20 protein-coding genes and 3 pseudogenes are annotated in these 21,972 nt (G+C 71.2%); 14 read left to right on the forward strand and 9 right to left on the reverse strand.

What is annotated here, in order from left to right; translation table 11 throughout:
* Window positions 1-349 (forward strand): annotated as a pseudogene (locus tag CCL05_RS45510) (hypothetical protein); the annotation flags it as partial.
* 24 nt (window positions 350-373) lie between these two features.
* On the opposite strand, the pseudogene CCL05_RS03140 reads toward CCL05_RS45510, so the two are convergent.
* A pseudogene (locus CCL05_RS03140) lies at window positions 374-1,053 on the reverse strand (class I SAM-dependent DNA methyltransferase).
* A gap of 300 nt (window positions 1,054-1,353) precedes the next feature.
* Here CCL05_RS03140 and CCL05_RS03145 point away from each other — a divergent pair.
* The 9 genes from CCL05_RS03145 (at window position 1,354) to CCL05_RS03185 (ending at window position 11,984) form a co-directional block, all read left to right on the forward strand.
* Entirely contained in the window at window positions 1,354-2,586 is a 1,233-nt protein-coding gene (locus tag CCL05_RS03145) for a M20 family metallopeptidase (protein WP_086558940.1), read from the forward strand.
* Window positions 2,587-2,963: 377 nt separating this feature from the next.
* Window positions 2,964-4,007, forward strand: a complete 1,044-nt coding sequence (locus CCL05_RS03150; RefSeq protein WP_086558958.1) for a BMP family lipoprotein — start codon at window positions 2,964-2,966, stop codon at window positions 4,005-4,007.
* Window positions 4,008-4,310: 303 nt separating this feature from the next.
* Window positions 4,311-5,357, forward strand: coding sequence for a BMP family lipoprotein (locus tag CCL05_RS03155; RefSeq protein ID WP_086558941.1), 1,047 nt, complete (start codon window positions 4,311-4,313; stop codon window positions 5,355-5,357).
* 211 nt (window positions 5,358-5,568) lie between these two features.
* Entirely contained in the window at window positions 5,569-7,140 is a 1,572-nt protein-coding gene (locus CCL05_RS03160; protein WP_086558942.1) for an ABC transporter ATP-binding protein, read from the forward strand.
* A complete protein-coding gene (locus CCL05_RS03165; protein ID WP_086558943.1) occupies window positions 7,140-8,261 on the forward strand; it encodes an ABC transporter permease in 1,122 nt (373 codons plus the stop codon). The genes CCL05_RS03160 and CCL05_RS03165 overlap by 1 nt, the downstream gene beginning before the upstream one ends.
* Window positions 8,258-9,523, forward strand: a complete 1,266-nt coding sequence (locus CCL05_RS03170) for an ABC transporter permease (RefSeq protein ID WP_086558944.1) — start codon at window positions 8,258-8,260, stop codon at window positions 9,521-9,523. The genes CCL05_RS03165 and CCL05_RS03170 overlap by 4 nt, the downstream gene beginning before the upstream one ends.
* On the forward strand, window positions 9,520-9,924 hold the full coding sequence (locus CCL05_RS03175) for a cytidine deaminase (protein ID WP_086558945.1): 405 nt from the start codon (window positions 9,520-9,522) through the stop codon (window positions 9,922-9,924). Before CCL05_RS03170 ends, CCL05_RS03175 begins: the two co-directional genes overlap by 4 nt.
* A gap of 92 nt (window positions 9,925-10,016) precedes the next feature.
* Window positions 10,017-11,294 (forward strand): thymidine phosphorylase, encoded by a 1,278-nt coding sequence (locus CCL05_RS03180; RefSeq protein ID WP_208641341.1) that lies wholly within the window; start codon window positions 10,017-10,019, stop codon window positions 11,292-11,294.
* A 96-nt stretch (window positions 11,295-11,390) separates the two neighbouring features.
* A complete protein-coding gene (locus CCL05_RS03185) occupies window positions 11,391-11,984 on the forward strand; it encodes a Uma2 family endonuclease (RefSeq protein WP_086558947.1) in 594 nt (197 codons plus the stop codon).
* Between the two features lies 1 nt (window position 11,985).
* On the opposite strand, the gene CCL05_RS03190 is transcribed toward CCL05_RS03185, so the two are convergent.
* A complete protein-coding gene (locus tag CCL05_RS03190) occupies window positions 11,986-12,906 on the reverse strand; it encodes an AEC family transporter (protein ID WP_086558948.1) in 921 nt (306 codons plus the stop codon).
* Window positions 12,907-13,042: 136 nt separating this feature from the next.
* Between CCL05_RS03190 and CCL05_RS03195 the strand changes: the two genes are divergently transcribed.
* Window positions 13,043-13,429: an STAS domain-containing protein gene (locus CCL05_RS03195; RefSeq protein WP_143589802.1), complete on the forward strand. Its 387-nt coding sequence runs from the start codon at window positions 13,043-13,045 to the stop codon at window positions 13,427-13,429.
* Here the strand turns inward: CCL05_RS03195 and CCL05_RS03200 are convergent.
* From CCL05_RS03200 to CCL05_RS03210, 3 genes are all read right to left on the reverse strand, one after another.
* Window positions 13,313-14,329 carry a sigma-70 family RNA polymerase sigma factor gene (locus CCL05_RS03200; protein ID WP_086558949.1) on the reverse strand — a complete coding sequence of 339 codons (1,017 nt, stop codon included), beginning with the start codon at window positions 14,327-14,329 and terminating at the stop codon, window positions 13,313-13,315. The two genes, CCL05_RS03195 and CCL05_RS03200, sit on opposite strands and share 117 nt — an antisense overlap.
* A 119-nt stretch (window positions 14,330-14,448) precedes the next feature.
* A complete protein-coding gene (dnaN, locus tag CCL05_RS03205) occupies window positions 14,449-15,597 on the reverse strand; it encodes a DNA polymerase III subunit beta (protein WP_086558950.1) in 1,149 nt (382 codons plus the stop codon).
* Between the two features lie 100 nt (window positions 15,598-15,697).
* Window positions 15,698-16,969 (reverse strand): MFS transporter, encoded by a 1,272-nt coding sequence (locus CCL05_RS03210; RefSeq protein WP_086558951.1) that lies wholly within the window; start codon window positions 16,967-16,969, stop codon window positions 15,698-15,700.
* A gap of 63 nt (window positions 16,970-17,032) precedes the next feature.
* Here CCL05_RS03210 and CCL05_RS03215 point away from each other — a divergent pair, with 63 nt between their 5' ends.
* Window positions 17,033-17,995 carry a LysR family transcriptional regulator gene (locus CCL05_RS03215; protein WP_086558952.1) on the forward strand — a complete coding sequence of 321 codons (963 nt, stop codon included), beginning with the start codon at window positions 17,033-17,035 and terminating at the stop codon, window positions 17,993-17,995.
* 70 nt (window positions 17,996-18,065) lie between these two features.
* Here the strand turns inward: CCL05_RS03215 and CCL05_RS03220 are convergent, their stop codons facing one another.
* A complete protein-coding gene (locus CCL05_RS03220) occupies window positions 18,066-18,827 on the reverse strand; it encodes an alpha/beta hydrolase (RefSeq protein ID WP_086558953.1) in 762 nt (253 codons plus the stop codon).
* 123 nt (window positions 18,828-18,950) lie between these two features.
* Between CCL05_RS03220 and CCL05_RS03225 the strand changes: the two genes are divergently transcribed.
* The gene (locus CCL05_RS03225; RefSeq protein ID WP_086558954.1) at window positions 18,951-20,108 is read left to right on the forward strand and encodes an adenosine deaminase; all 1,158 of its coding nucleotides are present in this window, start codon (window positions 18,951-18,953) and stop codon (window positions 20,106-20,108) included.
* Between the two features lie 141 nt (window positions 20,109-20,249).
* Window positions 20,250-20,576 (forward strand): ATP-binding protein, encoded by a 327-nt coding sequence (locus CCL05_RS03230; protein WP_086558955.1) that lies wholly within the window; start codon window positions 20,250-20,252, stop codon window positions 20,574-20,576.
* A gap of 81 nt (window positions 20,577-20,657) precedes the next feature.
* Here the strand turns inward: CCL05_RS03230 and CCL05_RS03235 are convergent, their stop codons facing one another.
* The 3 genes and pseudogenes from CCL05_RS03235 to CCL05_RS45515 form a co-directional block, all read right to left on the reverse strand.
* Window positions 20,658-20,870, reverse strand: a complete 213-nt coding sequence (locus CCL05_RS03235) for a PspC domain-containing protein (RefSeq protein WP_086558956.1) — start codon at window positions 20,868-20,870, stop codon at window positions 20,658-20,660.
* A 62-nt stretch (window positions 20,871-20,932) separates the two neighbouring features.
* Window positions 20,933-21,517 (reverse strand): VanZ family protein, encoded by a 585-nt coding sequence (locus CCL05_RS03240; protein WP_086558957.1) that lies wholly within the window; start codon window positions 21,515-21,517, stop codon window positions 20,933-20,935.
* Window positions 21,518-21,612: 95 nt separating this feature from the next.
* Window positions 21,613-21,970: pseudogene (locus tag CCL05_RS45515) on the reverse strand (hypothetical protein).
* Window positions 21,971-21,972: the final 2 nt, after the last annotated feature.

Raw genomic sequence — 21,972 nt, forward strand, 5'->3', positions numbered from 1 at the left:
CCGGCAGCCCGGCGGCCCGGCAGCCCGGCGGCCCGGCGGCCCGGCGGCCCGGCGGCTCGGAGGCCGGCGGTTCAGGGAGACGCGGCAGACCGTGCGCCCGCAGCGCCGGAGCCGCTGGCAGGCCCACGGAACCGGCGCGGCAGACCGTGCGCCCGCAGCGCCGGAGCCGCCGGCAGCCCCACGGAACCGGCGCGGCAGACCGTACGCCCGCAGCGCCGGAGCCGCCGGCGGGCCCACGGAACCGGCGTGGCAGGCCGTGCGCCCGCAGCGCCGGAGCCGCCGGCAGCCCCACGGAACCGGCGGCCTCGCGGACGTGGCGGCCACGCCCTCCCTGACGCGGCAGACCTGAGGGCCGCTCACCCCCGGCCAGGGCTCACGCCCCGGCAGGAACCGGCTTGCGGGCCAGCAGGAACGCACGGGGACGCTGCTCCTCGCCCTCGGCCTCCCGCAGTACACGGGCGTAGAGCTCCAGGCCCGCCTCCCTGAGCCGCGCCGCGACGGTCTCCGGCGTGCGCCAGTAGCAGTCGAGCGAGATCTCCCGCCCGAAGCGCTCGGCGAGATGCGCACGGCCGTCCTCGGCACCGGACTGGAAGCCGAGCAGTACCGGCGCGCCCGGCACCAGGACGCGGTGGAACCCGGCGAAGACCGAGGCAGATGCTCGTCCGGCACATGGATGATCGAGTACAGCGCGACGATGCCGCCGAGCGTCTCGTCCGGCAGGTCCAGCTCCGTCATCGAACCGACGTGGAACCGCAGCCGGGGGTGCGCCCGGCGGGCCAGGGCCACCATACGGGGTGACACGTCCACCCCGAACACCGGCAGCCCCAGGTCGTGCAGCCGGGCCGCCACGTACCCGGGCCCGCTGCCGATGTCGGCGACCGGCGGCTGCACCGGCGCCCCGGAGGCACGCACCAGATCGACGAAGGCCGCCAGGAGGGCCCGCTCCAGCGGCCTCCCGGCGAGACTGTCCGGGAACCCGGCGGCGTAGTCCTCGGCGATGGCGTCGTACGAGGCCTGGGTGGACTGGACGAACTCGGGGCTGTCGGCGCGCACGGGGCGCACACTATCGGGGCCGGGCGTCCGCCAGACGAACAAGGCCGTGTTCCCCGCGCAGGGCGTGGTATCCGTGGAGGAGGATGGATGGACAACGGTGCCGTGGCGCAGGTGTGGCCGAAGTCACACTCTGTGAGTCGCGGTGACCGGCTCGGTCCTAAAGGCGGGCGAGTTTACCCATCTCGCTTGATAGCTATACGTTCGGCGGTCATATTTTCTGCCCCTAACGGATTGAAGTTTTGTTGATCGAGGGTCAGCCGACCGCCCTGGCGCCCTACCCTTCAGAGGGTGAAGCAATTGATGTCACTGGAGTCCGAGGTCGATCTTCCCGGGGGAGCCGTGCTTCCCGGTGCGCTGCCCGACGCTCTGCGCGCCGAGCTCATCGCGTTCCGACGCGACCTGCACATGCACCCGGAGCTGGGCAACCAGGAGTTCCGCACGACAGCCGCGATCAAGGAGCGGCTGGAGAGGGCCGGCCTCAAGCCGCGCGTCCTCGCCGTCGGGACGGGACTCGTCTGTGACATCGGCGTGGAGGGCGAGCAGTGGGACGGGGGCCCCAGCATGCTCGCCATGCGGGCCGACATCGACGGCCTGCCCATCCCCGACATGAAGAGCGACTGCCCGTACCGCTCGACCGTGCCCGACCGCGCGCACGCCTGCGGCCACGACGTGCACACCGCGGTCGTCCTCGGTGCGGGGCTCGTCCTCGCGGAGCTGCACAAGCAGGGCCTGCTGCCCCGCCCCGTCCGGCTGATCTTCCAGCCCGCCGAGGAGGTCCTGCCCGGCGGTGCCGCCGACGTCATCAAGTGCGGGGCCCTGGAAGGGGTCGGCGCGATCATCGCCGTGCACTGCGACCCCCGGGTCGACGCGGGGCAGGTCGGGCTCCGGGAGGGCCCCATCACCTCGGCCTGCGACCGGCTGGAGATCGCCCTGAACGGCCCGGGCGGACACACCGCGCGCCCCCACCTCACGACCGACCTGGTCACCGCCGCCGCCCGCGTGGTCACCGACGTCCCCGCCCTGGTCGGCCGGCGCTTCGACAGCCGGAGCGGGCTCGCCATCACCTGGGGCCGCGTGGAGTCCGGGCACGCGCCCAACGTCATCCCGCAGCACGCCGAACTCTCCGGCACGGTGCGATGCCTCGACATCGAGGCATGGCGGCAGGCTCCCGACGTCGTGGTCGCCGCCATCGACGAGATCGCCAACCTGTACCGCGCCAAGTCGGAGATCAACTACGTCCGCGGCGTCCCGCCCGTCGTCAACGAGCCCGGCGTGACGGAGCTGCTGCGCGACGCCATGATCGCCCGGCGCGGCGTCGACTCGGTCGTCGGCACGGAGCAGAGCCTCGGCGGCGAGGACTTCTCCTGGTACCTGGAACACGTCCCCGGCGCGATGGCCCGCCTGGGCGTCCGCACCCCCGGCGAACGCCAGGTACGCGACCTCCACCAGGGCGACTTCGACGTGGACGAGTCGGCCATCACGGTCGGAGTGGAGCTGTTCACCGCCGCGGCCCTGGTCGACGGCCTGCGCTAGGACTCACCTTCTTGGGGGCGCGGGGAACTGCGCGACCAGCCACGACGGCGCCGCAGCGGAACGACGACCCCGCGCCCCACGGCCGGCCCGTCGGCCCCGGCGACAACCACCCCGGGCCCCGGCCGCCCCGGCGGCGTCTCAGCTTGCAAGCGGCGCAGCCCGGCGGCAGCCTGGTGCGCGTGACCAGCAGGCATACGCCGTGTGCCCGAGTACACCTTTCGACCCCGTTCGATCCCCGCGTTCACAAGGGCGTAACCGGCCATCGGCACGAATGGATAACGGCCCCGCAGCGAACCGTTCCCAGGAGTGTCTACGCGCGTTAATGTGCGCCGAACCGAGCACCCACTCCGGGGCTTTGGAGAATGGGGAACTTCACGATGCGTCGGATTTCCAAACTGACCCGCGTCGCGGTGGGGGTCGCGTCGCTCGGGCTCGTCGCCACGGCGTGTGGCAGCACCAGCGGTGAGAGCGGCAGCAGTGACAACAAGGACCGCGGCCTCGCCATCGCGTACGACGTCGGCGGCAAGGGCGACCAGTCCTTCAACGACGCCGCCTACGCCGGCCTGACCAAGGCCAAGGACCAGTACGGCTACAAGACCGCCGACATCGAGCCCACCGAGGGCGAGACCGACGCGGACAAGGAACAGCGCCTGGCCTCGCTGGCCAAGCAGGGCTACAACCCGGTCATCGGCGTCGGGTTCGCCTACGGCCCGGCGATGAAGGCCGTGGCGTCCAAGTACCCGAAGACCACCTTCGGCATCGTCGACTCCGTGGTCGAGGGCAAGAACGTCGCCTCCCTCGTCTTCGCCGAGGAGCAGGCCTCGTACCTGGCCGGTGTCGCCGCCGCCAAGGCCACCAAGTCGAACATCGTCGGCTTCGTGGGCGGTGTCGACGTCCCGCTGATCCACAAGTTCGAGGCCGGCTACAAGCAGGGCGTGCAGGACACCAACCCGAAGGTGAAGGTCCTGTCGCAGTACCTGACGCAGACGGCCGAGGAGGGTGGCTTCTCCAGCCCCGACAAGGGCAAGGCCGCCGCCGAGGGCCAGATCGAGAAGAAGGCCGACGTGCTCTACGCGGCCGCCGGCCTGTCCGGCCAGGGCGTGATCGAGGCCGGCGCCAAGGCGAAGGTCTGGGCGATCGGCGTCGACTCCGACCAGTACAAGCAGGCCGCCCTCGCCCCGTACAAGAACTACATCCTCACCTCCGCCCTCAAGGACGTCGGCGGCGCGGTCTACACGTTGGCCAAGTCCGTCCACGACGACAAGCCCCTGACCGGCACCCAGACCTTCGACCTGAAGGTCAACGGCGTCGGCCTCGCCGAGACGAACCCGGAGTACGCCAAGATCCCGGGGCTCAAGGACGCCGTGAACAAGGCCAAGGACGGCATCGACAACGGCTCGATCAAGGTCAAGACCGAGTAGGTCTCCTGCTGTCCGGCCGTGAGGCCGTCGGAGCGGGCGGGCACCCCGGGTGCCCGCCCGCTCCGACGTTCCCGGGAACTTGAGGGGCGTGCCGGGCCCCCGGGTCACCCAGCGCCACCCTCCGTTCGCGGTCGGCAACGCCCCGGCCAAGGCGCGGTGATGGCTTGGCCACGGGCGCATAACAAGGTGGACAGAAGGGGTTTTCAGGCAGGTCTACGCGCGTTAATCTGCGGCGAAGCCAGCGCTGAAGCTGAACCGTCCCGGCGCTGTGCGGCCCCGGTAGTACGACAGGAGCACCCACACATGCGCCGGATTTCCCGGATCACGGTCGCAGGCGCAGCGACCGCCTCCCTGGCCCTCGCCCTCTCCGCCTGTGGCAGCACCTCGACCTCCGGGTCGTCGGACTCGAAGGGGAACAAGGGCCTCGCCATCGCGTACGACGTCGGCGGCAAGGGCGACCAGTCCTTCAACGACGCCGCGTACGCGGGCCTGGAGCAGGCGAAGAAGGAGTTCGGGTACCAGACGGCCGACCTGGAGCCCACCGAGGGCGAGACGGACGCCGACAAGGAACAGCGCCTGGTCTCGCTGGCGAAGCAGGGCTACAACCCGGTCATCGGCGTCGGCTACGCGTACGCCGCGGCCGTCAAGGGCGCCGCGGAGAAGTTCCCGAAGACCACCTTCGGCATCGTCGACGACGCCACGATCAACACCAAGAACGTCGCCGACCTCGTCTTCAGCGAGGAGCAGGCCTCCTACCTGGCCGGTGTCGCCGCCGCGAAGAGCACCAAGTCGAACGTCGTCGGCTTCGTCGGCGGTGTGGACATCCCGCTGATCCACAAGTTCCAGGCGGGCTTCGCGCAGGGAGTCAAGGACACCGACCCGAAGGTCAAGGTCCTCTCCCAGTACCTGACGCAGACGGCCGAGGAGGGCGGCTTCGCCAGCCCCGACAAGGGCAAGACGGCCGCCGAGGGCCAGATCGAGAAGAAGGCCGACGTGGTCTACGCGGCCGCCGGCCTGTCCGGTCAGGGCGTCATCGAGGCCGCCGCCGCCAAGAAGGTGTGGGCGATCGGCGTCGACTCCGACCAGTACAAGCAGGAGGCCCTCGCCAAGTACAAGGACTCCATCCTCACCTCGGCCATGAAGGACGTCGCCCAGGCCGTGTACACCCTTGCGAAGTCGGTCAAGGACGGCAAGCCCGAGACCGGTATCGTTCGTGGCGATCTGAAGACCGGCGAGGTGAGCCTGTCGGACTCCAACCCGAAGTTCGCGGCCGACGCCGAGCTCCAGAAAGCCATCAAGACGGCCAAGGAGAAGATCATCAGCGGCGAGATCAAGGTCAAGAGCAGCTGACGACCGACTGCCTCGAAGCAGGCGGTAACCCCCGGGGTTACGTCCGCTCGACGGGGTACGGGGAGGCTGCTCCTCGTACCCCGTTGTCGCGGTGCGTCGGCCCCTTTGTATGCCGTAGGGGCGCTACGCGCGTAGACGACCCCCGTCCCCAGGAGAGTGCGCCATCAACGCGTCCAGCAGCCCTCCGGCCGGAGCGGCGGTCAACGAATCGGTGACCGCCGTCGAACTCGCCGGGATCACCAAGCGTTTCCCGGGCGTCGTGGCCAACCACGACATCCACCTCAGCGTCCGCAAGGGCACCGTGCACGCCCTCGTCGGCGAGAACGGCGCCGGCAAGTCGACGCTGATGAAGATCCTCTACGGCATGCAGAAGCCTGACGAGGGCACCATCGCCGTCGACGGCGAGCGGGTCAGCTTCTCGTCGCCGGCCGACGCCATCGTCCGCGGCATCGGCATGGTCCACCAGCACTTCATGCTCGCCGACAACCTCACGGTCCTCGAGAACGTCGTCCTGGGCAGCGAGAAGCTCCACGGCATCGGCGCGAAGGCCCGCCGCAAGATCAAGGAGCTCTCCGAGCGCTACGGCCTCGACGTCAAGCCCGACCTCCTGGTCGAGGAGCTCGGCGTCGCCGCCCGCCAGCGCGTGGAGATCCTCAAGGTCCTCTACCGCGGCGCCCGCACCCTCATCCTGGACGAGCCGACCGCCGTGCTCGTCCCGCAGGAGGTCGACGCCCTCTTCGCCAACCTGCGCGAACTGCGCTCCGAGGGCCTGTCGGTCATCTTCATCTCGCACAAGCTCGGCGAGGTGCTCTCCGTCGCCGACGAGATCACGGTCATCCGCCGCGGCACCACCGTCGGCACGGCCGTCCCCGCCGAGACGACGCCCCGTCAGCTCGCCGAGATGATGGTCGGCAGCGAACTGCCCACGCCCGAGACGGCCGGGTCCACGGTCACCGACCGCCCGGTCGTCAGCGTCGAGAAGCTCCGGCTGGCCGCCCCCGGCGGCAAGGCCCTCCTCGACGACATCAGCTTCACCATCCACGAGGGCGAGATCCTCGGCATCGCCGGTGTCGAGGGCAACGGCCAGACCGAGCTGGTCGACGCGCTCATCGGCCTGCGGCCCCCCGACTCCGGCACCATCCGGCTCGCCGACGAGGAGATCACCGCCTGGCCCACCCGCAGGCGCCGCGAGCAGGGCATCGGCTACATCCCCGAGGACCGGCACCGCCACGGCCTGCTCCTGGAGGCACCCCTCTGGGAGAACCGTATCCTCGGCCACGTCACCGAGAAGCCGCTCGCCAAGGGCGTCTGGCTGGACCCGAAGGCGGCCCAGGAGGACACCCGGCGGATCGTCACGAAGTACGACGTCCGCACCCCCGGCATCGACGTCACCGCCGCCTCCCTCTCCGGCGGCAACCAGCAGAAGCTGATCGTCGGCCGCGAGATGAGCCACAAGCCGCGCTTCCTGATCGCCGCGCACCCCACCCGGGGCGTGGACGTCGGCGCCCAGGCCGCCATCTGGGACCACATCCGCGAGGCCCGCCGGGAGGGCCTGGCCGTCCTGCTGATCTCCGCCGACCTGGACGAGCTCATCGGCCTGTCCGACACCCTGCGCGTGATCTACAACGGCAAGCTGGTCGCGGACGCCGACCCGGCCACCATCACCCCTGAGGAGCTCGGCTCGGCCATGACCGGTGCCGCCACCGGGCACCTCGCGCACGAAGAGACCCCCGAGACCTCGCAGGCCGACGCCCCCGAGTCTCCGGAAGACGAGGCCCGCTGATGAAGAAGTTCGACAGGGAGCGCGTGCTCCTCGCGGTGGCCGGACCGGTCATCGCGCTCGCCGTGGCCTTCGCCCTGAGCGCGATCGTGCTGCTCGCGTCGGGCAAGAGCCCCGTCGAGCCGTACGCCCTGATGTTCGAGCAGCTGAGCTTCTCCGACATCCAGGTCCTGATCATCAACCAGGCGTCGATGTACTACATCGCGGCGCTCGCGGTGGCCATCGGCTTCCGGATGAACCTGTTCAACATCGGCGTCGACGGCCAGTACCAGCTCGGCGCGATGCTGGCCGCGGTCGTCGGCGCCCATGTCGCCCTGCCTGCCGGCCTCCAGGTCCCGCTGCTGATCCTGACCGCCGTCCTCACCGGCGCCTTCTGGGCGGGCATCGCCGGTGTCCTCAAGGTCACCCGCGGCGTCAGCGAGGTCGTCGCCACGATCATGCTCAACGCGATCGCCACCTCCGTGATCGCCTACCTGTGGCTGCCGAACGTCTTCGGCGTGAAGGTCGGCAACAACAACACCACCGGCGAGATGCACGAGTCCGGCTGGATCCCCGGCATCGGCATGGGCGCGGCCGGCGAGATCTACGGCCTGGTGCTGCTGGCCGTCCTGCTCGGCATCGGCTACTGGATCGTCCTCAACCGCACCCGCTTCGGCTTCGACCTGCGCGCCTCCGGCGCCTCGCAGAGCGCCGCCGCGGCCAGCGGCGTGGACCCCAAGCGCATGGTGCTCAGCGCCATGCTGATCTCCGGCGGCATCGCGGGCCTCGCCGGCCTGCCGATCCTGCTCGGCGACACCCACACCTACAGCCTGAACTTCCCCACGGGCATCGGCTTCCTCGGCATCGGCATCGCCCTGCTCGGCCGCAACAGCCCCGTGGGCATCGCCTTCGCCGCCCTGCTGTGGGCCTGGCTCGACAAGGCCTCGCCCGAGCTGGACTTCCACGGCTACGACAAGGAGATCGCGGTCATCATGCAGGGCCTGATCGTGCTCTCGGTCGTCGTCTCCTACGAGGCCGTCCGCGAGTGGGGCCTGCGCCGCCAGCAGCGCCGGGTCGGCGCCGAACTGGCCGCCGGACACGTCCTCGGCAACACCGACACCACGAAGGAGGTGGCTGGCCGATGACCACCGCGACCGACCTCAACCAGCCCACGCTGCAGCCCGCGGCGCCGACCGGCCGCCGCCTGTCCTGGCCCGTCCTGCTGCTGATCATCGCCGGCGGACTGGCGCTCACCTCCATCGTCCGCATCGTCACCGGCGCCGACGGCATCACCAACGTCAGCCAGATGTCCACCGCGCTCCAGCTCGCCGTGCCGATCGGCCTCGCCGGTCTCGGCGGCCTGTGGGCCGAGCGCGCGGGCGTGGTCAACATCGGCCTCGAGGGCATGATGATCCTCGGCACCTGGTTCGGCGCCTGGGCCGGCTTCCAGTGGGGCCCGTGGACCGGTGTCCTGGTGGGCATCGCGGGCGGCGCGATCGGCGGCCTGCTGCACGCCTTCGTGACCGTCACCTTCAACGTCAACCACATCGTCTCCGGTGTGGCCATCAACATCCTGGCCCTGGGCGTCACCCGCTACCTCGCACCCCTCGCCTTCGAGGGCCGCACGGGCGGTTCCGCCAAGCAGTCCCCGGCGGTGGACTCCCTCGGCAACTTCACCGTGCCGGGGCTGTCCGACGCGCTCAGGGATCTCAACAACCAGGGCTGGTTCCTCATCTCCGACATCGCCGGACTGCTCGGCGGCCTGGTCACCAACGTCTCCTGGCTGACCCTGATCGCCGTCGCGCTGATCCCCGGCACCTGGTGGATCCTGTGGCGCACCGCGTTCGGCCTGCGGCTGCGCTCCTGCGGCGAGAACCCGGTCGCCGCCGAGTCCCTCGGCGTCAACGTCTACAAGTACAAGTACATCGCCGTGATCATCTCCGGCGGTCTGGCCGGCCTCGGCGGTGTCTTCCTGTCGATCGTCGCGAACCCCTTCTACCTGGAGGGCCAGGTCAGCGGCCGCGGCTACATCGGTCTCGCCGCGATGATCTTCGGCAACTGGATGCCCGGCGGACTCGCCCTCGGCGCGGGCCTGTTCGGCTACACCGACAGCCTCAACCTGCGCGGCGGCTCGGCCAACGTCCACGCCCTGCTGCTGCTCGGCGCACTCCTGCTGCTCATCGGCGCCATCTGGCTGGTGGTCCGCAAGAAGTACCTCCAGGCCGTGATCACCCTGGTCGTCGGCGCCCTGGTGTTCGCCTGGTACGCGACCACCAACGAGGTCCCGAACCAGGTCGTCTCCGCCACGCCGTACGTCATCACCCTGGTCGTCCTCGCGCTGTCCGCCCAGCGGCTGCGCATGCCGAAGGCGGACGGGCTGCCGTACCGGAAGGGGCAGGGCAAGTGACCGGCGCCGGCCCGGCCGTCGACTGGGAGAAGCTGCGCGCGGTGGCCCGGGACGCCATGTCCCGGGCGTACGCCCCGTACTCCGGCTACCCGGTGGGCGTGGCCGCCCTGGTCGACGACGGCCGGATCATCTCCGGCTGCAACGTGGAGAACGCCTCGTACGGGCTCGGACTGTGCGCCGAGTGCGGCCTGGTGTCCGAGCTGCACAACACCGGCGGTGGCCGGCTGACGCACTTCACCTGCGTCGACCGCGACGGCGAGACGCTCGTCCCGTGCGGCCGCTGCCGCCAGCTGCTGCACGAGTTCGGCGGCCCGGACCTGCTGCTTCAGACCCCGGCGGGGATCCTGCCGCTGTCCCAGATGCTGCCCCAGGCCTTCGGCCCGGACCACCTCAGCAAGTAACTTCCGTGCGGCCCCTCTGAGTTGCTCACGCGACCGGCTCAGGGGGGCCGTACGGCTTGTGGAAACCTCGGAAGGAAGCCCAAGCCATGGCCATGGACGCCATCTCCGTCATCCGCACCAAGCGGGATCGCGGCGAACTCAGCGACGAGCAGATCGACTGGGTCATCGACGCGTACACCCGCGGGGAGGTGGCCGACGAGCAGATGTCGGCCCTCGCGATGGCCATCCTGCTCAACGGCATGAACCGGCGCGAGATCGCCCGCTGGACGGCCGCGATGATCGCCTCCGGGGAGCGCATGGACTTCTCGTCCCTGTCCCGCCCGACGGCCGACAAGCACTCCACCGGCGGCGTCGGCGACAAGATCACCCTCCCGCTGGCCCCCCTGGTCGCCGCCTGCGGCGCCGCCGTCCCGCAGCTCTCGGGCCGCGGCCTCGGCCACACCGGCGGCACGCTGGACAAGCTGGAGTCGATCCCCGGCTGGCGCGCGCTCCTGTCGAACGAGGAGATGCTGTCCGTCCTGGACGGCACCGGCGCGGTGATCTGCGCGGCGGGCGACGGCCTGGCCCCGGCCGACAAGAAGCTCTACGCCCTGCGCGACGTCACGGGCACGGTCGAGGCGATCCCGCTGATCGCCTCCTCGATCATGTCGAAGAAGATCGCGGAGGGCACGGGCTCGCTGGTCCTGGACGTGAAGGTCGGCACGGGCGCCTTCATGAAGACCATCGAGGACGCCCGCGAACTGGCCTCCACGATGGTCGGCCTCGGCACCGACCACGGCGTGAAGACGGTCGCGCTGCTCACCGACATGTCCACCCCGCTCGGCCTGACGGCTGGCAACGCGCTGGAGGTCCGCGAGTCGGTGGAGGTCCTGGCGGGCGGCGGCCCGGCGGACGTGGTCGAGCTGACGATCGCCCTGGCCCGCGAGATGCTCGACGCGGCGGGCATCAGCGGCGCCGACCCGGCGAAGGCCCTCGCCGACGGCTCGGCGATGGACGTCTGGCGCCGCATGATCACGGCCCAGGGCGGCGACCCGGACGCGGCGCTTCCGGTGGCTCGCGAACAGCACGTGATCAAGGCCCCGTCCTCGGGCGTCCTCACCCGCCTCGACGCCTACGACATCGGCGTCGCGGCCTGGCGCCTGGGCGCGGGCCGCGCCCGCAAGGAGGACCCGGTGCAGGCGGGCGCGGGCGTCGAGATGCACGCCAAGCCGGGCGACCAGGTCACCGAGGGCCAGCCCCTTCTGACCCTCCACACGGACACGCCGGAGCGCTTCGAGTACGCCCTGGAGGCGGTCGAGGGCTCCTACGACATCGCCGCGACTGGGACGGCCTTCACGGCTTCGCCGGTGGTGCTGGAACGTATCGCCTGAGCTGGGGTTTTATCGTTCGGGTGAACGGGACTGGTGGACCTGCACCAGTCCCGTTCGGCATGCTGGGATCGGTGACGCACTGATTGGAGAACCGCCATGAGCGCACTCACCGTCGACCACTCGACGGCCAGCGGCCACGAGTGGGACGACCTCGTTCGGATCTGGCAGGAGACGGACGCGCCCGAGGGCTGCAAGGTGGAGATCATCGAGGGGATCGTCACCGTGGCACCACCGCCGTCCAATGCCCACAACGACATCGCTGACCAGGTTCAGCGAGCCCTGTACGAGGTCATCCCCAGGCATTGGGGCATCTACCAGACCCTGGGTACGGCGGTCCCGTCTCGTGACGGGCTTTACATCCCTGACCTAGCAGTCGCCCCCAGGCAGGTGCTGCGTGACGAGGGCGGCAACTTCATCCCAGCGGCTGCCGCTGAGCTCATCGTCGAGATCACGTCCAAGTCGAATGCGGTCCACGACCGGATCAAGAAGGCCGCAGGTTACGCCCAGGCTGGTGTTCCGCTGTATCTGCTCATCGATGGCTGGGCTCCTGGCGGCCCCACCATCACGCTTTACGGCGAACCGCAACGGGACGTCTACCGGGTTCTGCAGGCAGGCAAGTTCGGAGAACCCATCACACTGCCGGAGCCCTTCGGCCTCGAACTCGACACAGGCGACTTCGCCGGGGCCTGAGTCACCCCAGCAGCGCCGCCACCACCACCAGAACCGGCACGGACACCACCGTCGACAACAGGATCGCCTCCCTCGCCAGCACCTCACCCACCCGGTAGCTGCTCGCGTACGTGAACAGGTTCTGCGCCGCCGGAAGCGCCGACGTCACCACCACGTCGAGCAGCGAGGCCCCCTGCAGGCCGAAGACGCCCGCTGCGAGAGCCCAGGCGACCAGGGGCTGGACGACCGCCTTGAGAGTCACGGCGAGGAGGACCGGGGCCCGTTCCGCGCCGCGCAGCGGGAGTGTGCTGCCGCGCAGGGAGATGCCGAAGGCCAGCAGGACAGCCGGGACCGACATGTTGCCGATGAGGGTCAGGGGGTCCAGCAAGGGGCCCGGCACCGTCAGGCCCGACGCCGAGGCCGCCACACCGGCCAGGGAGCCCAGGGCTATGGGATTGCGCAGCGGCGTGAGCAGCCGCTGCCACAGAGGCCGCTTCTCCCCGCCGCTCGCCAGGTCCAGGACCGTCAGCGCCACCGGCGTGACCCCCACCAGCTGGAACAGCAGCACCGGCGCGACCAGTGACGCGTCGCCCAGCACGTACACCGCGATCGGGATGCCGAGGTTGCCCGAGTTGACATAGCTGGAGCACAGTGCGCCGATCGTCGTCCGGCCCACACCCCAGCCGCGCGCGGCACCCACCGCCACGAAGACACCCGCCGCCGCTGCCGTGCTCGTCGCCGTGACCAGCAGCCGGTCGGAGAAGATCACCGACAGGTCGGCCTGGGCGAGCGTCGTGAAGAGCAGGGCGGGAGACGCCACGTGGAAGGCCAGCTTCGTCAGAACCTCGCGCCCGCCGTCGCCCAGATATCCCCGGCGGCCGATCAGATACCCGACCCCGATGACGACCGCGATGACCGCGAAGCCGCTCAGCACCCCCTGCACGAGGCCCCCTCACCGGCGACACGTGCATCGGACAGCGCGGCAAGGGCAGTTGCATGGGGCATACAGCCAACCCTCCGGGGAAGGCCGTACCGAGGTCAATGTGATCCTCACGGCGTCAACAGGACGGACAGCCGCGATGAGTTACCGCCGCCCGCCCGGTCTACCGACTGTGGATGCCATGACACCCCCCGTGCTCGTGCTCCCCGGTCCCGTCGCCCGGGACGAGGTGAGCGGACTGAGCGACGACATCAGGGCACTGCTGCGCACCAGCCGTGCCCGGGTCGTGGTGTGCGACGTCAAAGGCCTCGGGCCGCCCGGGCTCGCCGCCGTCGACCTGCTCGCGCGGCTCCAGCTGGCCGCCCGGCGGGCCGGGGGACGGATACGGCTGCGCGACCCCGACCCGGCCCTACGCGCCCTCCTGGACCTGGTCGGTCTCCGCTTCGAGGTGGAGGGGCAGGCCGAAGAGCGGGAACCAGCGCTGGGTGTCGAGGAAGCAGTGGAACCCGGTGATCCGGCCGTCTGAGATCTCCAGCACCTGGACCGCCCACGGCGAGAAGCCGCCCTTCTCCGGGTCCGGCTTGTACTGGGCGAACCCCGGCAGGCCGTTGACCTGGACCGGCACCAGCCGGGAGCCCGCGCAGGGCGCGCCGAGCGTCGTCATGAAGCCCGTGATGTCGCCGACGCCGGTCAGCCACAGGTCGAACGGCGGCATCGTCATGACCGCGTCCTCGTGCAGCAGGGCCGTCAGCGCCGTCATGTCGTAGCCCTCGAAGGCCGCCACATAGCGGTCCAGCAGCTTCTGCTGGTCCTCGTCCAGCGGGTCGGAGACGGCCGCTTCGGCGCCCGGCTCCTGCCGCTCGGCCAGGGTGGCGCGGGCCCGCTGGAGGGCGCTGTTCACCGACGCCACCGAGGTGTCCAGCAGCTCGGCGACCTCGCTCGCCTTCCAGGCCAGCACCTCGCGCAGGATCAGCACGGCCCGCTGCTTGGCCGGCAGCTTCTGCAGGGCGGCCATGAAGGCGAGCCGCACGGACTCCTTGGCGATCGCCGCCTCCGCCGGGTCGCTGGGCATGGGCAGCACGCGGGCGTCCGGCATGGGCTCCAGCCAGGTGTTGTCCGGGCGGGGGGAGAGGGCCGCCTGGGCGAGGGGGGTGGACTCGGTCAGATCCATGGGCCGGGCGCGCTTGTTCCCCGCGGTCAGCATGTCCAGGCACACGTTGGTCGCGATGCGGTAGAGCCAGGAGCGGAGGCTGGAGCGGCCCTCGAACTTGTCGTAGCTGCGCCAGGCGCGGACCATCGTGTCCTGCACCGCGTCCTCGGCCTCGAAGGAGGAGCCGAGCATCCGGTAGCAGTACCCCGTCAGCTCGGTGCGGTGTGCTTCCAGCCTGGTGTCCAGGTCTGTCGGTGTCGCCGTGCCGTTCGTCATCGTCCACCCACCCCTGTGGAATTTCTGTCACGCGCCATCGCGTCCAGCACTTCGGAAGCTACCGCAGCCCACTGACAACGGCCCCCCGAGCGCACAAAAGCGCAGGCGGGAGCAGTGCTTCACACCAGCTGTTTCACCGACATCAGCAGATGCCGGTGCTCCCCGGCCACCTCGGCCGCTCCCTCGGCGGCCCCGCCGTCCGGCACCGCGTGCAGCAGCGCCCGCTGCCCCGCCCCGAGCAGTTCCAGCCGTACGCGCGGGCTCTCGAAGGATGTCAGCGCGTCCAGCAGATAGGCCGGGTTGAAGGCCACCGGCATCTCGTCGGCGCCGGTCAGCGTGGCCGGCAGACGCTGGGCGGCCACGTCGTCGCCGTAGCCGGCGCGGAGCATGACGGACCCGTCGGACGAGAAGTCCAGCAGCACGGGACTGTTCGCCTCCGCCACCACCGCGACCCGCCGCACGGCCTCCGCGAGACTCTCGCACTCGACCTCGGCGACCGCGGCCCCCGCCATGTCGAACAGCGACCTGTACGTCGGCAGCCGCCCCTCCAGGAGCCGCAGCGCCGTCCGCGTCCGCCCGCCCTCGAAGCCGATCAGCCCGCCGCCCCCGGCCGGGTCCCACCCGATCAGCACGTCCCCGCCGCGGCCCAGCGACCGCGCGACGTCCAGCAGGCGCCGCGCGGGCAGCAACGCGTCCACCACGCCCTGTGCCGCCGCCCCCGGCTGCCACTCCAGCCGCCGCACGGCGTACCGGTAGCGGTCCGAAGCGGCCAGGGTCATCTCCCCGCCGTCCATACGCAGTTGGACGCCCGTCAGGAGGGGCAGCGTGTCGTCGCGCCCGGCCGCCACCGCGACCTGGGCGACGGCGGTCGCGAACGCGGCGGCGTCCACCGTGCCGTACGGCGCGGGCGGCGCCGGCAGGGCCGGGTACTCGGCGAGGGGCAGCGTCGACAGCCCGAACCGCGTACCGCCCGCCTCCACCGTCAACCGCGAGGCCTCCAGCGTGCAGCTCACCGGCCCGTCCGGCAGCACCCGGCAGACGTCCAGCAGCCGCCGCCCCAGGACGAGCACCCGCCCGGGCACCGCGACCTCGGCGTCGGCCTCCACCCGTACCGCCGCCTCGAAGTCGAACCCCGTCACGGCCAGCCGTCCCGCGTCCGCCTCCAGCAGCAGCCCGCCCAGCACCGGCACCGGCGTCCGCGCGGGCAGCGCCCGTACCGCCCGGCCCACGGCCTCGGCGAACGCCGTACGGTCGATGCGGAACTCCATGAAAAATCCCCCTGGTCGAATCCGGTGGTCAACGGAGGCGGACGTTATCCGCGCCCACTGACAACCGGCCCCGACCAGGGGGAACAGTCCGTGTCGAGCCTCAGGCGGCCGTGGTCAGCCGCCGCTGCGTCCGCGCCGCCCGGGTCCCGAACACCGTGATCGTCACGACGCCCAGAACCGCCAGCAGCCCGACCCCGACCGTCCCGGCCCAGCCGCCCGCGTGGAAGGCGATCGCGCCGACCGTGCTGCCCGCGCTGGAGCCGACGTAGTAGGCCGACTGGTAGAGCGCCGAGGCCTGCGCGCGGCCGGTCGTGGCCGTCTTGCTGACCGCCGAGGAGGCCACCGCGTGGCCCGCGAAGAAGCCCGCCGTGATGAGGACCAGGCCCAGCAGGACCAGCGGGAGCGAACCCGCCAGGGACAGCAGCAGCCCGGCCGCCGTCGTACCGCCGCCCGCGTACAGCGCGCCCCGGCGGCCCAGCCGGCCCACCAGCCGGCCGGCCGTCGACGCCGACACCGTACCGACGAGGTACACCAGGAAGATCGAGCCGATGATGCCCTGCGGCAGCGAGAACGGCGCCTCGGTCAGCCGGTAGCCGATGACCGTGTACACCCCGCCGAACACCGTCATGAACAGCGCGCCGATCGCGTACAGCCGGCACAGCAGCGGGTTCGACAGGTGGTCACGGACCGTCCGGGCCAGGACACGCGGCCGCAGCGAACCGGTCCTGAAGTTCTTCGGGGCGGGGAGCAGCAGCCGGAAGGCCACCGCGCACGCCACGGCGATCGCGCCGATCACCCCGACGGCGACCCGCCAGCCCCACTCCTGGGCGACCCAGCCGGTGATGACCCGGCCGCTCATCCCGCCGACGCTGTTGCCCGCGACGAACAGTCCGATCGCGGTGACCAGCGCCTTGGGGCTGACCTCCTCCGCGAGGTACGCCGTCGCCGACGCCGGCAGCCCGGCCAGCGCCGCGCCCTGGAGCGCCCGCAGCACGACCAGGACACCCAGCGACGGGGCGAAGGGCACCAGCAGTCCGACGGTCACCGCCACGGCCAGCGAGGCCGTCATGACCGTACGCCGGCCGAAGCGCTCCGACAGGGCGCTCATCGGCAGGACGAACAGCGCCAGCCCGCCCGTCGCGGCGGCCACGGTCCAGCTCGCATCGCTCGCCGCCACCCCGAACTCGCCGGAGATCAGCGGGAGCAGCGCCTGCGTGGAGTACAGCAGCGCGAAGGTCGCGACACCCGCGAGGAAGAGGGCGAGGCTCATCCGGCGGTAGCCGGGCCCGCCCGGGGACATGCGTGCGTCGGCGGCAGGGACAGAGGCATCGGCGCCCACGACGGTGGACGCCCCGGTACTGGCGGGAGACATGCCTCGAAACTACGTACGCGCGCACTGATCCGTCCAATGCATGGAACTGCCATAATCGTTCCCATGGCGCATCAACACAGTTCAGCGGCTCGGCTGTCACCGTCCAGTGACACAGAAGACATGGCGGAGATGTCCAGGGTGCTGGCGCCCCGCCTCGCGTACTTCGCCGGCGTCGCCCGCACCGAGCACGTCACCCGCGCCGCCCAGGAGATGAACGTCCCCCAGTCGACCCTCTCCCGGTCCATGGCCCGCCTGGAGCAGGACCTCGGCGTCGACCTCTTCGCCCGCCACGGCCGCACGGTCTCCCTCACCCCGGCCGGCCGCACCTTCCTCGCCTCCGTGGAACGCGCCCTGGCCGAGGTCGAGCGCGCCGCCGAGGAGGTGCGGGCCGACGCCGACCCCGCCACCGGCAAGGTCGCCTTCGGCTTCCTGCACACCATGGGCGCGGAGACGGTCCCGGGCCTCCTCCAGGCCTTCCGCGCCGACCATCCGCGCGTCCGCTTCAGTCTCGTCCAGAACTACGGCGAGGCCATGCTCGAACGCCTCCGCGCCGGCGAACTGGACCTGTGCCTGACGTCCCCCGTCCCCGACGCCCCCGGCCTGGTCGCCCGCCGCCTCGACGAACAGAAGCTCCGCCTCGTCGTCCCCGCGGACCACTCCCTCGCGGGCCGCCGCCGCATCCGCCTCGCCGAGGCCGCGGACGAAATGTTCGTCACCCTGGAACCGGGCTACGGCCTCCGCCGCATCACCGACGACCTCTGCCAGGAGGCCGGCTTCAAACCCCGCATCGCCTTCGAGGGCGAGGAAGCGGAAACCCTGAGAGGCCTGGTGGCAGCGGGCCTGGGGGTGGCCCTCCTGCCGCCACCCGCTGTGCCCCGCCCGGGGGTCGTCGAGCTGACGGTGACTGCTCCGCGCGCCGTTCGCGAAATCGGCGTGGCCTGGCTGGACGGCCACCCGGACACACCCCCGGTAGCGGCCTTCAAGAGATTCCTGCTCTCAAGAAGGGGCAGTTTGCTCCCCACCTAAGGGGCGCGGGGAACTGCGCGACAAGCCACAGGCAACCCGCACCCGCCGGCCGGTAAGAACCCCCACGGCGCTACTGGCGCAACGAAGAACCGAACCCCGCAGCCAACGGCATCCGCAACCCCAACGGCGGCGGCGCGGCCAGCGCATCCCGCACAGGCCGCGACACAGCCCGCCCGAACAACGCCCCCATCACGAAGTCCTCGGCCAACGCCAGCACTTCGTCCCGGTACTGATGCAACCCGTGCCCGTCCGCGTGCACTTCGAACCGGCACACATCCCGGTTCGCCTTCTTCGCCCGCGCCGCCAGCCGGAACGACAACTCGGGATTCGTCCGCCCGTCGTTCGTGCCGTGCACGATCAGCACCTGCCGCCCCACCAGTTGCTTCACCGGTTCGGGTGGCCCGGCCGCCTCCTCCTCCGGCAGCCAAGGAGCGAGCGCCAGCACGGAGTTGACGGCCTCGTGACCACCCGCCCGCAGTCCGGCCCGGCCGCCCATGCCGATGCCGGCGAGGCAGACGGGAACGTCTCCGTAACGCCGTACGACCTCGTCGGCCGCCCAGGCCGCGTCGGCCGCGAGGTTGGCCTCGTCGCCGTTCCAGCCGCGGTAGCGGTAGTGCACCACGTGCGTGACGAGACCCTCGTCCCGGCCCGCGCGGGCCAGGCGGCGCCCCAGGGCGCGTACGGAGGCGGTCGCCACCAGGGGGGACGGCCTGCGGCCGGAGACCTCGTCGCCGCCGGGGAGCAGCAGCACCACGCCGCTGACCGCCGACGGCTCCGGACCGAATGTCCTGCCCAGCCGGGCCCTGCGCACCGGCGTCGGTTGGTGTGCCATGACAGAACAGTGTCAGAAGCGCGGGTGTACGCGACCCGTCCTTGCGGTCACCGTTACGTATCGACGAAAACGTAAAGGAGCCGGGGACGCGCCATCTACGCGCGTAGGAGTTAGAGTGCGGAAATGACGAGCCAGACCATCGCGAACACCCCGACACCGGACCAGATCCACCGGGCGCCCAAGGTTCTGCTGCACGACCACCTCGACGGAGGTCTGCGCCCCGGCACGATCGTCGAACTCGCCCGCGCGACGGGCTACTCCCAGCTCCCGGAGACCGATCCGGAGAAGCTGGGCATCTGGTTCCGCGAGGCCGCCGACTCCGGTTCCCTGGAACGGTACTTGGAGACCTTCTCCCACACCGTCGGCGTCATGCAGACCCGCGACGCCCTGGTGCGGGTCGCCGCCGAGTGCGCCGAGGACCTCGCCGAGGACGGCGTCGTCTACGCCGAGGTGCGCTACGCCCCCGAGCAGCACCTCGAAGGCGGTCTGAGCCTCGAAGAGGTCGTCGAGGCCGTCAACGAGGGCTTCCGGGAGGGGGAGCGCCGCGCCCGGGGGAAGGGCCTGCGCATCCGTGTCGGCGCCCTGCTCACCGCCATGCGGCACGCGGCCCGCGCCCTGGAGATCGCCGAACTCGCCAACCGGTACCGGGACCTGGGCGTCGCCGGCTTCGACATCGCGGGCGCCGAGGCCGGCTACCCGCCCACCCGGCACCTGGACGCCTTCGAGTACCTCAAGCGCGAGAACAACCACTTCACCATCCACGCCGGCGAGGCCTTCGGGCTGCCGTCCATCTGGCAGGCCCTCCAGTGGTGCGGCGCCGACCGGCTCGGTCACGGGGTGCGGATCATCGACGACATCCAGGTCCACGAGGACGGCAGCGTCGAACTCGGGCGGCTCGCCTCGTACGTCCGTGACAAGCGCATCCCGCTGGAGCTGTGCCCGAGCTCCAACCTGCAGACCGGGGCGGCGGCCTCCTACGCCGAGCACCCCATCGGGCTGCTGCGCAGGCTGCATTTCCGCGCCACGGTCAACACGGACAACCGCCTCATGTCGCACACCAGCATGACCCGGGAATTCGAGCACCTTGTCGAGGCGTTCGGTTACACGCTCGACGACATGCAGTGGTTCTCCGTCAATGCGATGAAATCAGCATTCATTCCTTTCGATGAACGACTGGCCATGATCAATGACGTGATCAAGCCCGGATATGCCGAGCTGAAATCCGAATGGCTGTTCCGGCAAACCGCCTCCACCAGCGGTTCTTTGCCTTCGGAGGGCTGACCGAGAGTCTTCGGCACACAGGGAATGCGGGCGGTGTTCACAAGCCGTCCGCATTTCGATGTTTGCGGCGGACGGCGCCGCGTGATTACGGTCGCGGGACCGCTCACACACCCCGTCATCCCATTACGAGGACGCATTTTCATGAAGCAGTCTGCTGCCAAGTCCCTCGGTGTCGCCGCTCTCGGTGCCGCCTTCGCCGCCGCCGGTGCGGGCGCCGCCGACGCCGCCCCGGCCGTCCCGGACACCGCCCAGGCGCTGGAGACCGTCACCCAGGCGCTCCCGGCGGAGCAGCTCTCCCCGGCGCTGCCGGCGGGCTCGGCTGAGGCGGTGGGCCAGGGGCAGACCCTGGCGGGTACCGGTCTCGCCGCCGCCCAGCCGGTCGCCGGGCAGGTGCTCGCCCAGGGCCCGACCGGCCCGGCCGCCAAGCTGCTCGGCGGGCTCCCGGTGAACAGCCTTCCGGGCGTCTGACCCCCGCCCAGGCGGACACACGACGATGGGGCGCACCCCTGGACACAGGGTGCGCCCCATCGGCGTTTCCGCAACGGGTGGCTACCAGGCCGTCTGTGCCTTGTTCTGCACCTTGTCCTCCGACGGCAGCAGGATCCACAGCGCGATGTACAGCAGGAACTGCGGGCCGGGCAGCAGGCACGAGACCAGGAAGATCACCCGCATCGTCGTCGCGGAGGTGCCGAAGCGCCGAGCCAGCGCGGCGCACACTCCGCCGATCATGCGGCCATGGGTGGGGCGGGCGAGGCGTGACATGTGCGGCTCCTTCGTGAGATGTCGTGAGGCCTCTCCTGCGAGTACCCCACCTGCACTCCACGCTACGGAGACGAAGGGGGCAAAGCGTCGCTCCACGGGGCGATCCCGACCCTGGGAATCGTCGGGGTCCGACCCTGAGCCGGCTCCTGAGGGGGGAGGGGCGTACGCGGCGGGCGCGCGGCGCTGCGGCGGCGCAGCCAGGAGCGGCCGGCGGGAACGAGCGCGAGATGCGCGAGGGCCACGCCCGCGGTGTTCAACAACAGCGAGTCGACGTCGACGACCTGGCCGGGGACGCCGGTCTGGAGCAGCTCGATAACCAGCGACAGCAGGGCACCGGCCGTGACGGTGTTGAGCAGGGACGCCAGCGGCGAGACGACCAGTCTGCCGCTCGCCATCGGCAGCAGCACGCCCAGCGGGGCGAGCAGGGCCAGCCCCTCGCAGATCCGCCGGGCCGCCTCGGGCCAGCCCAGGGCGAGATCGGCCCGGATGCCGTCGAACGGCCGCAGATTGGCCGGCATCACCCAGGGCACGTCCAGCGGCCGCAGCGTGAGCCAGGCGACGAACGCGAGATGTGCGACGAGGAGGACACCTCCTGTCACACGGATGCGGAACGCGGCGCTGCCGCCGATGGAGCCTTGACGCTGCACTCCCCCCAAGACGCGGCCTCCGGCCGGATCGGTTCCGGGATGGGCCCCGGTTGGCCTGTGAGGCATGCGCCACAGCCGGGCGGAACCCGGCCCGCTCACTCCCCGGCCGCGTCCCTGGAGGGCGGTTCCGTGCTGCCCGGCCGGGCCCGCACCTCGTCCGTGCACGCGTAGCGGCGCGGAGAGCCGGCGCCGGGACCGCCCAGGACCACGGAGCCGTCGCCCTCGGCGGCCGCCGAGTCGGANNGCCGCGCCGTCCGGAACCCGTACGGTCCGGTCGACGGTCACCAGCGAGGACCCGCACAGCAGGAACACCTGCACCGGCAGCCCCCGGGCGGCCTGCGTCGACACGTCCGGCTCGGCGAGCGAACAGCGCACCCGCGAGGGTGCGGGCCCGAAGTTCGTCGGCACCTCCGTGGCCCGGATCCCGCAGCCGGCGAGCAGCAGGGCGAGCACCG

This window comes from Streptomyces africanus, from assembly GCF_002150735.1.
In the GTDB taxonomy this organism is placed as follows: Bacteria; Actinomycetota; Actinomycetes; order Streptomycetales; family Streptomycetaceae; genus Streptomyces; species Streptomyces africanus.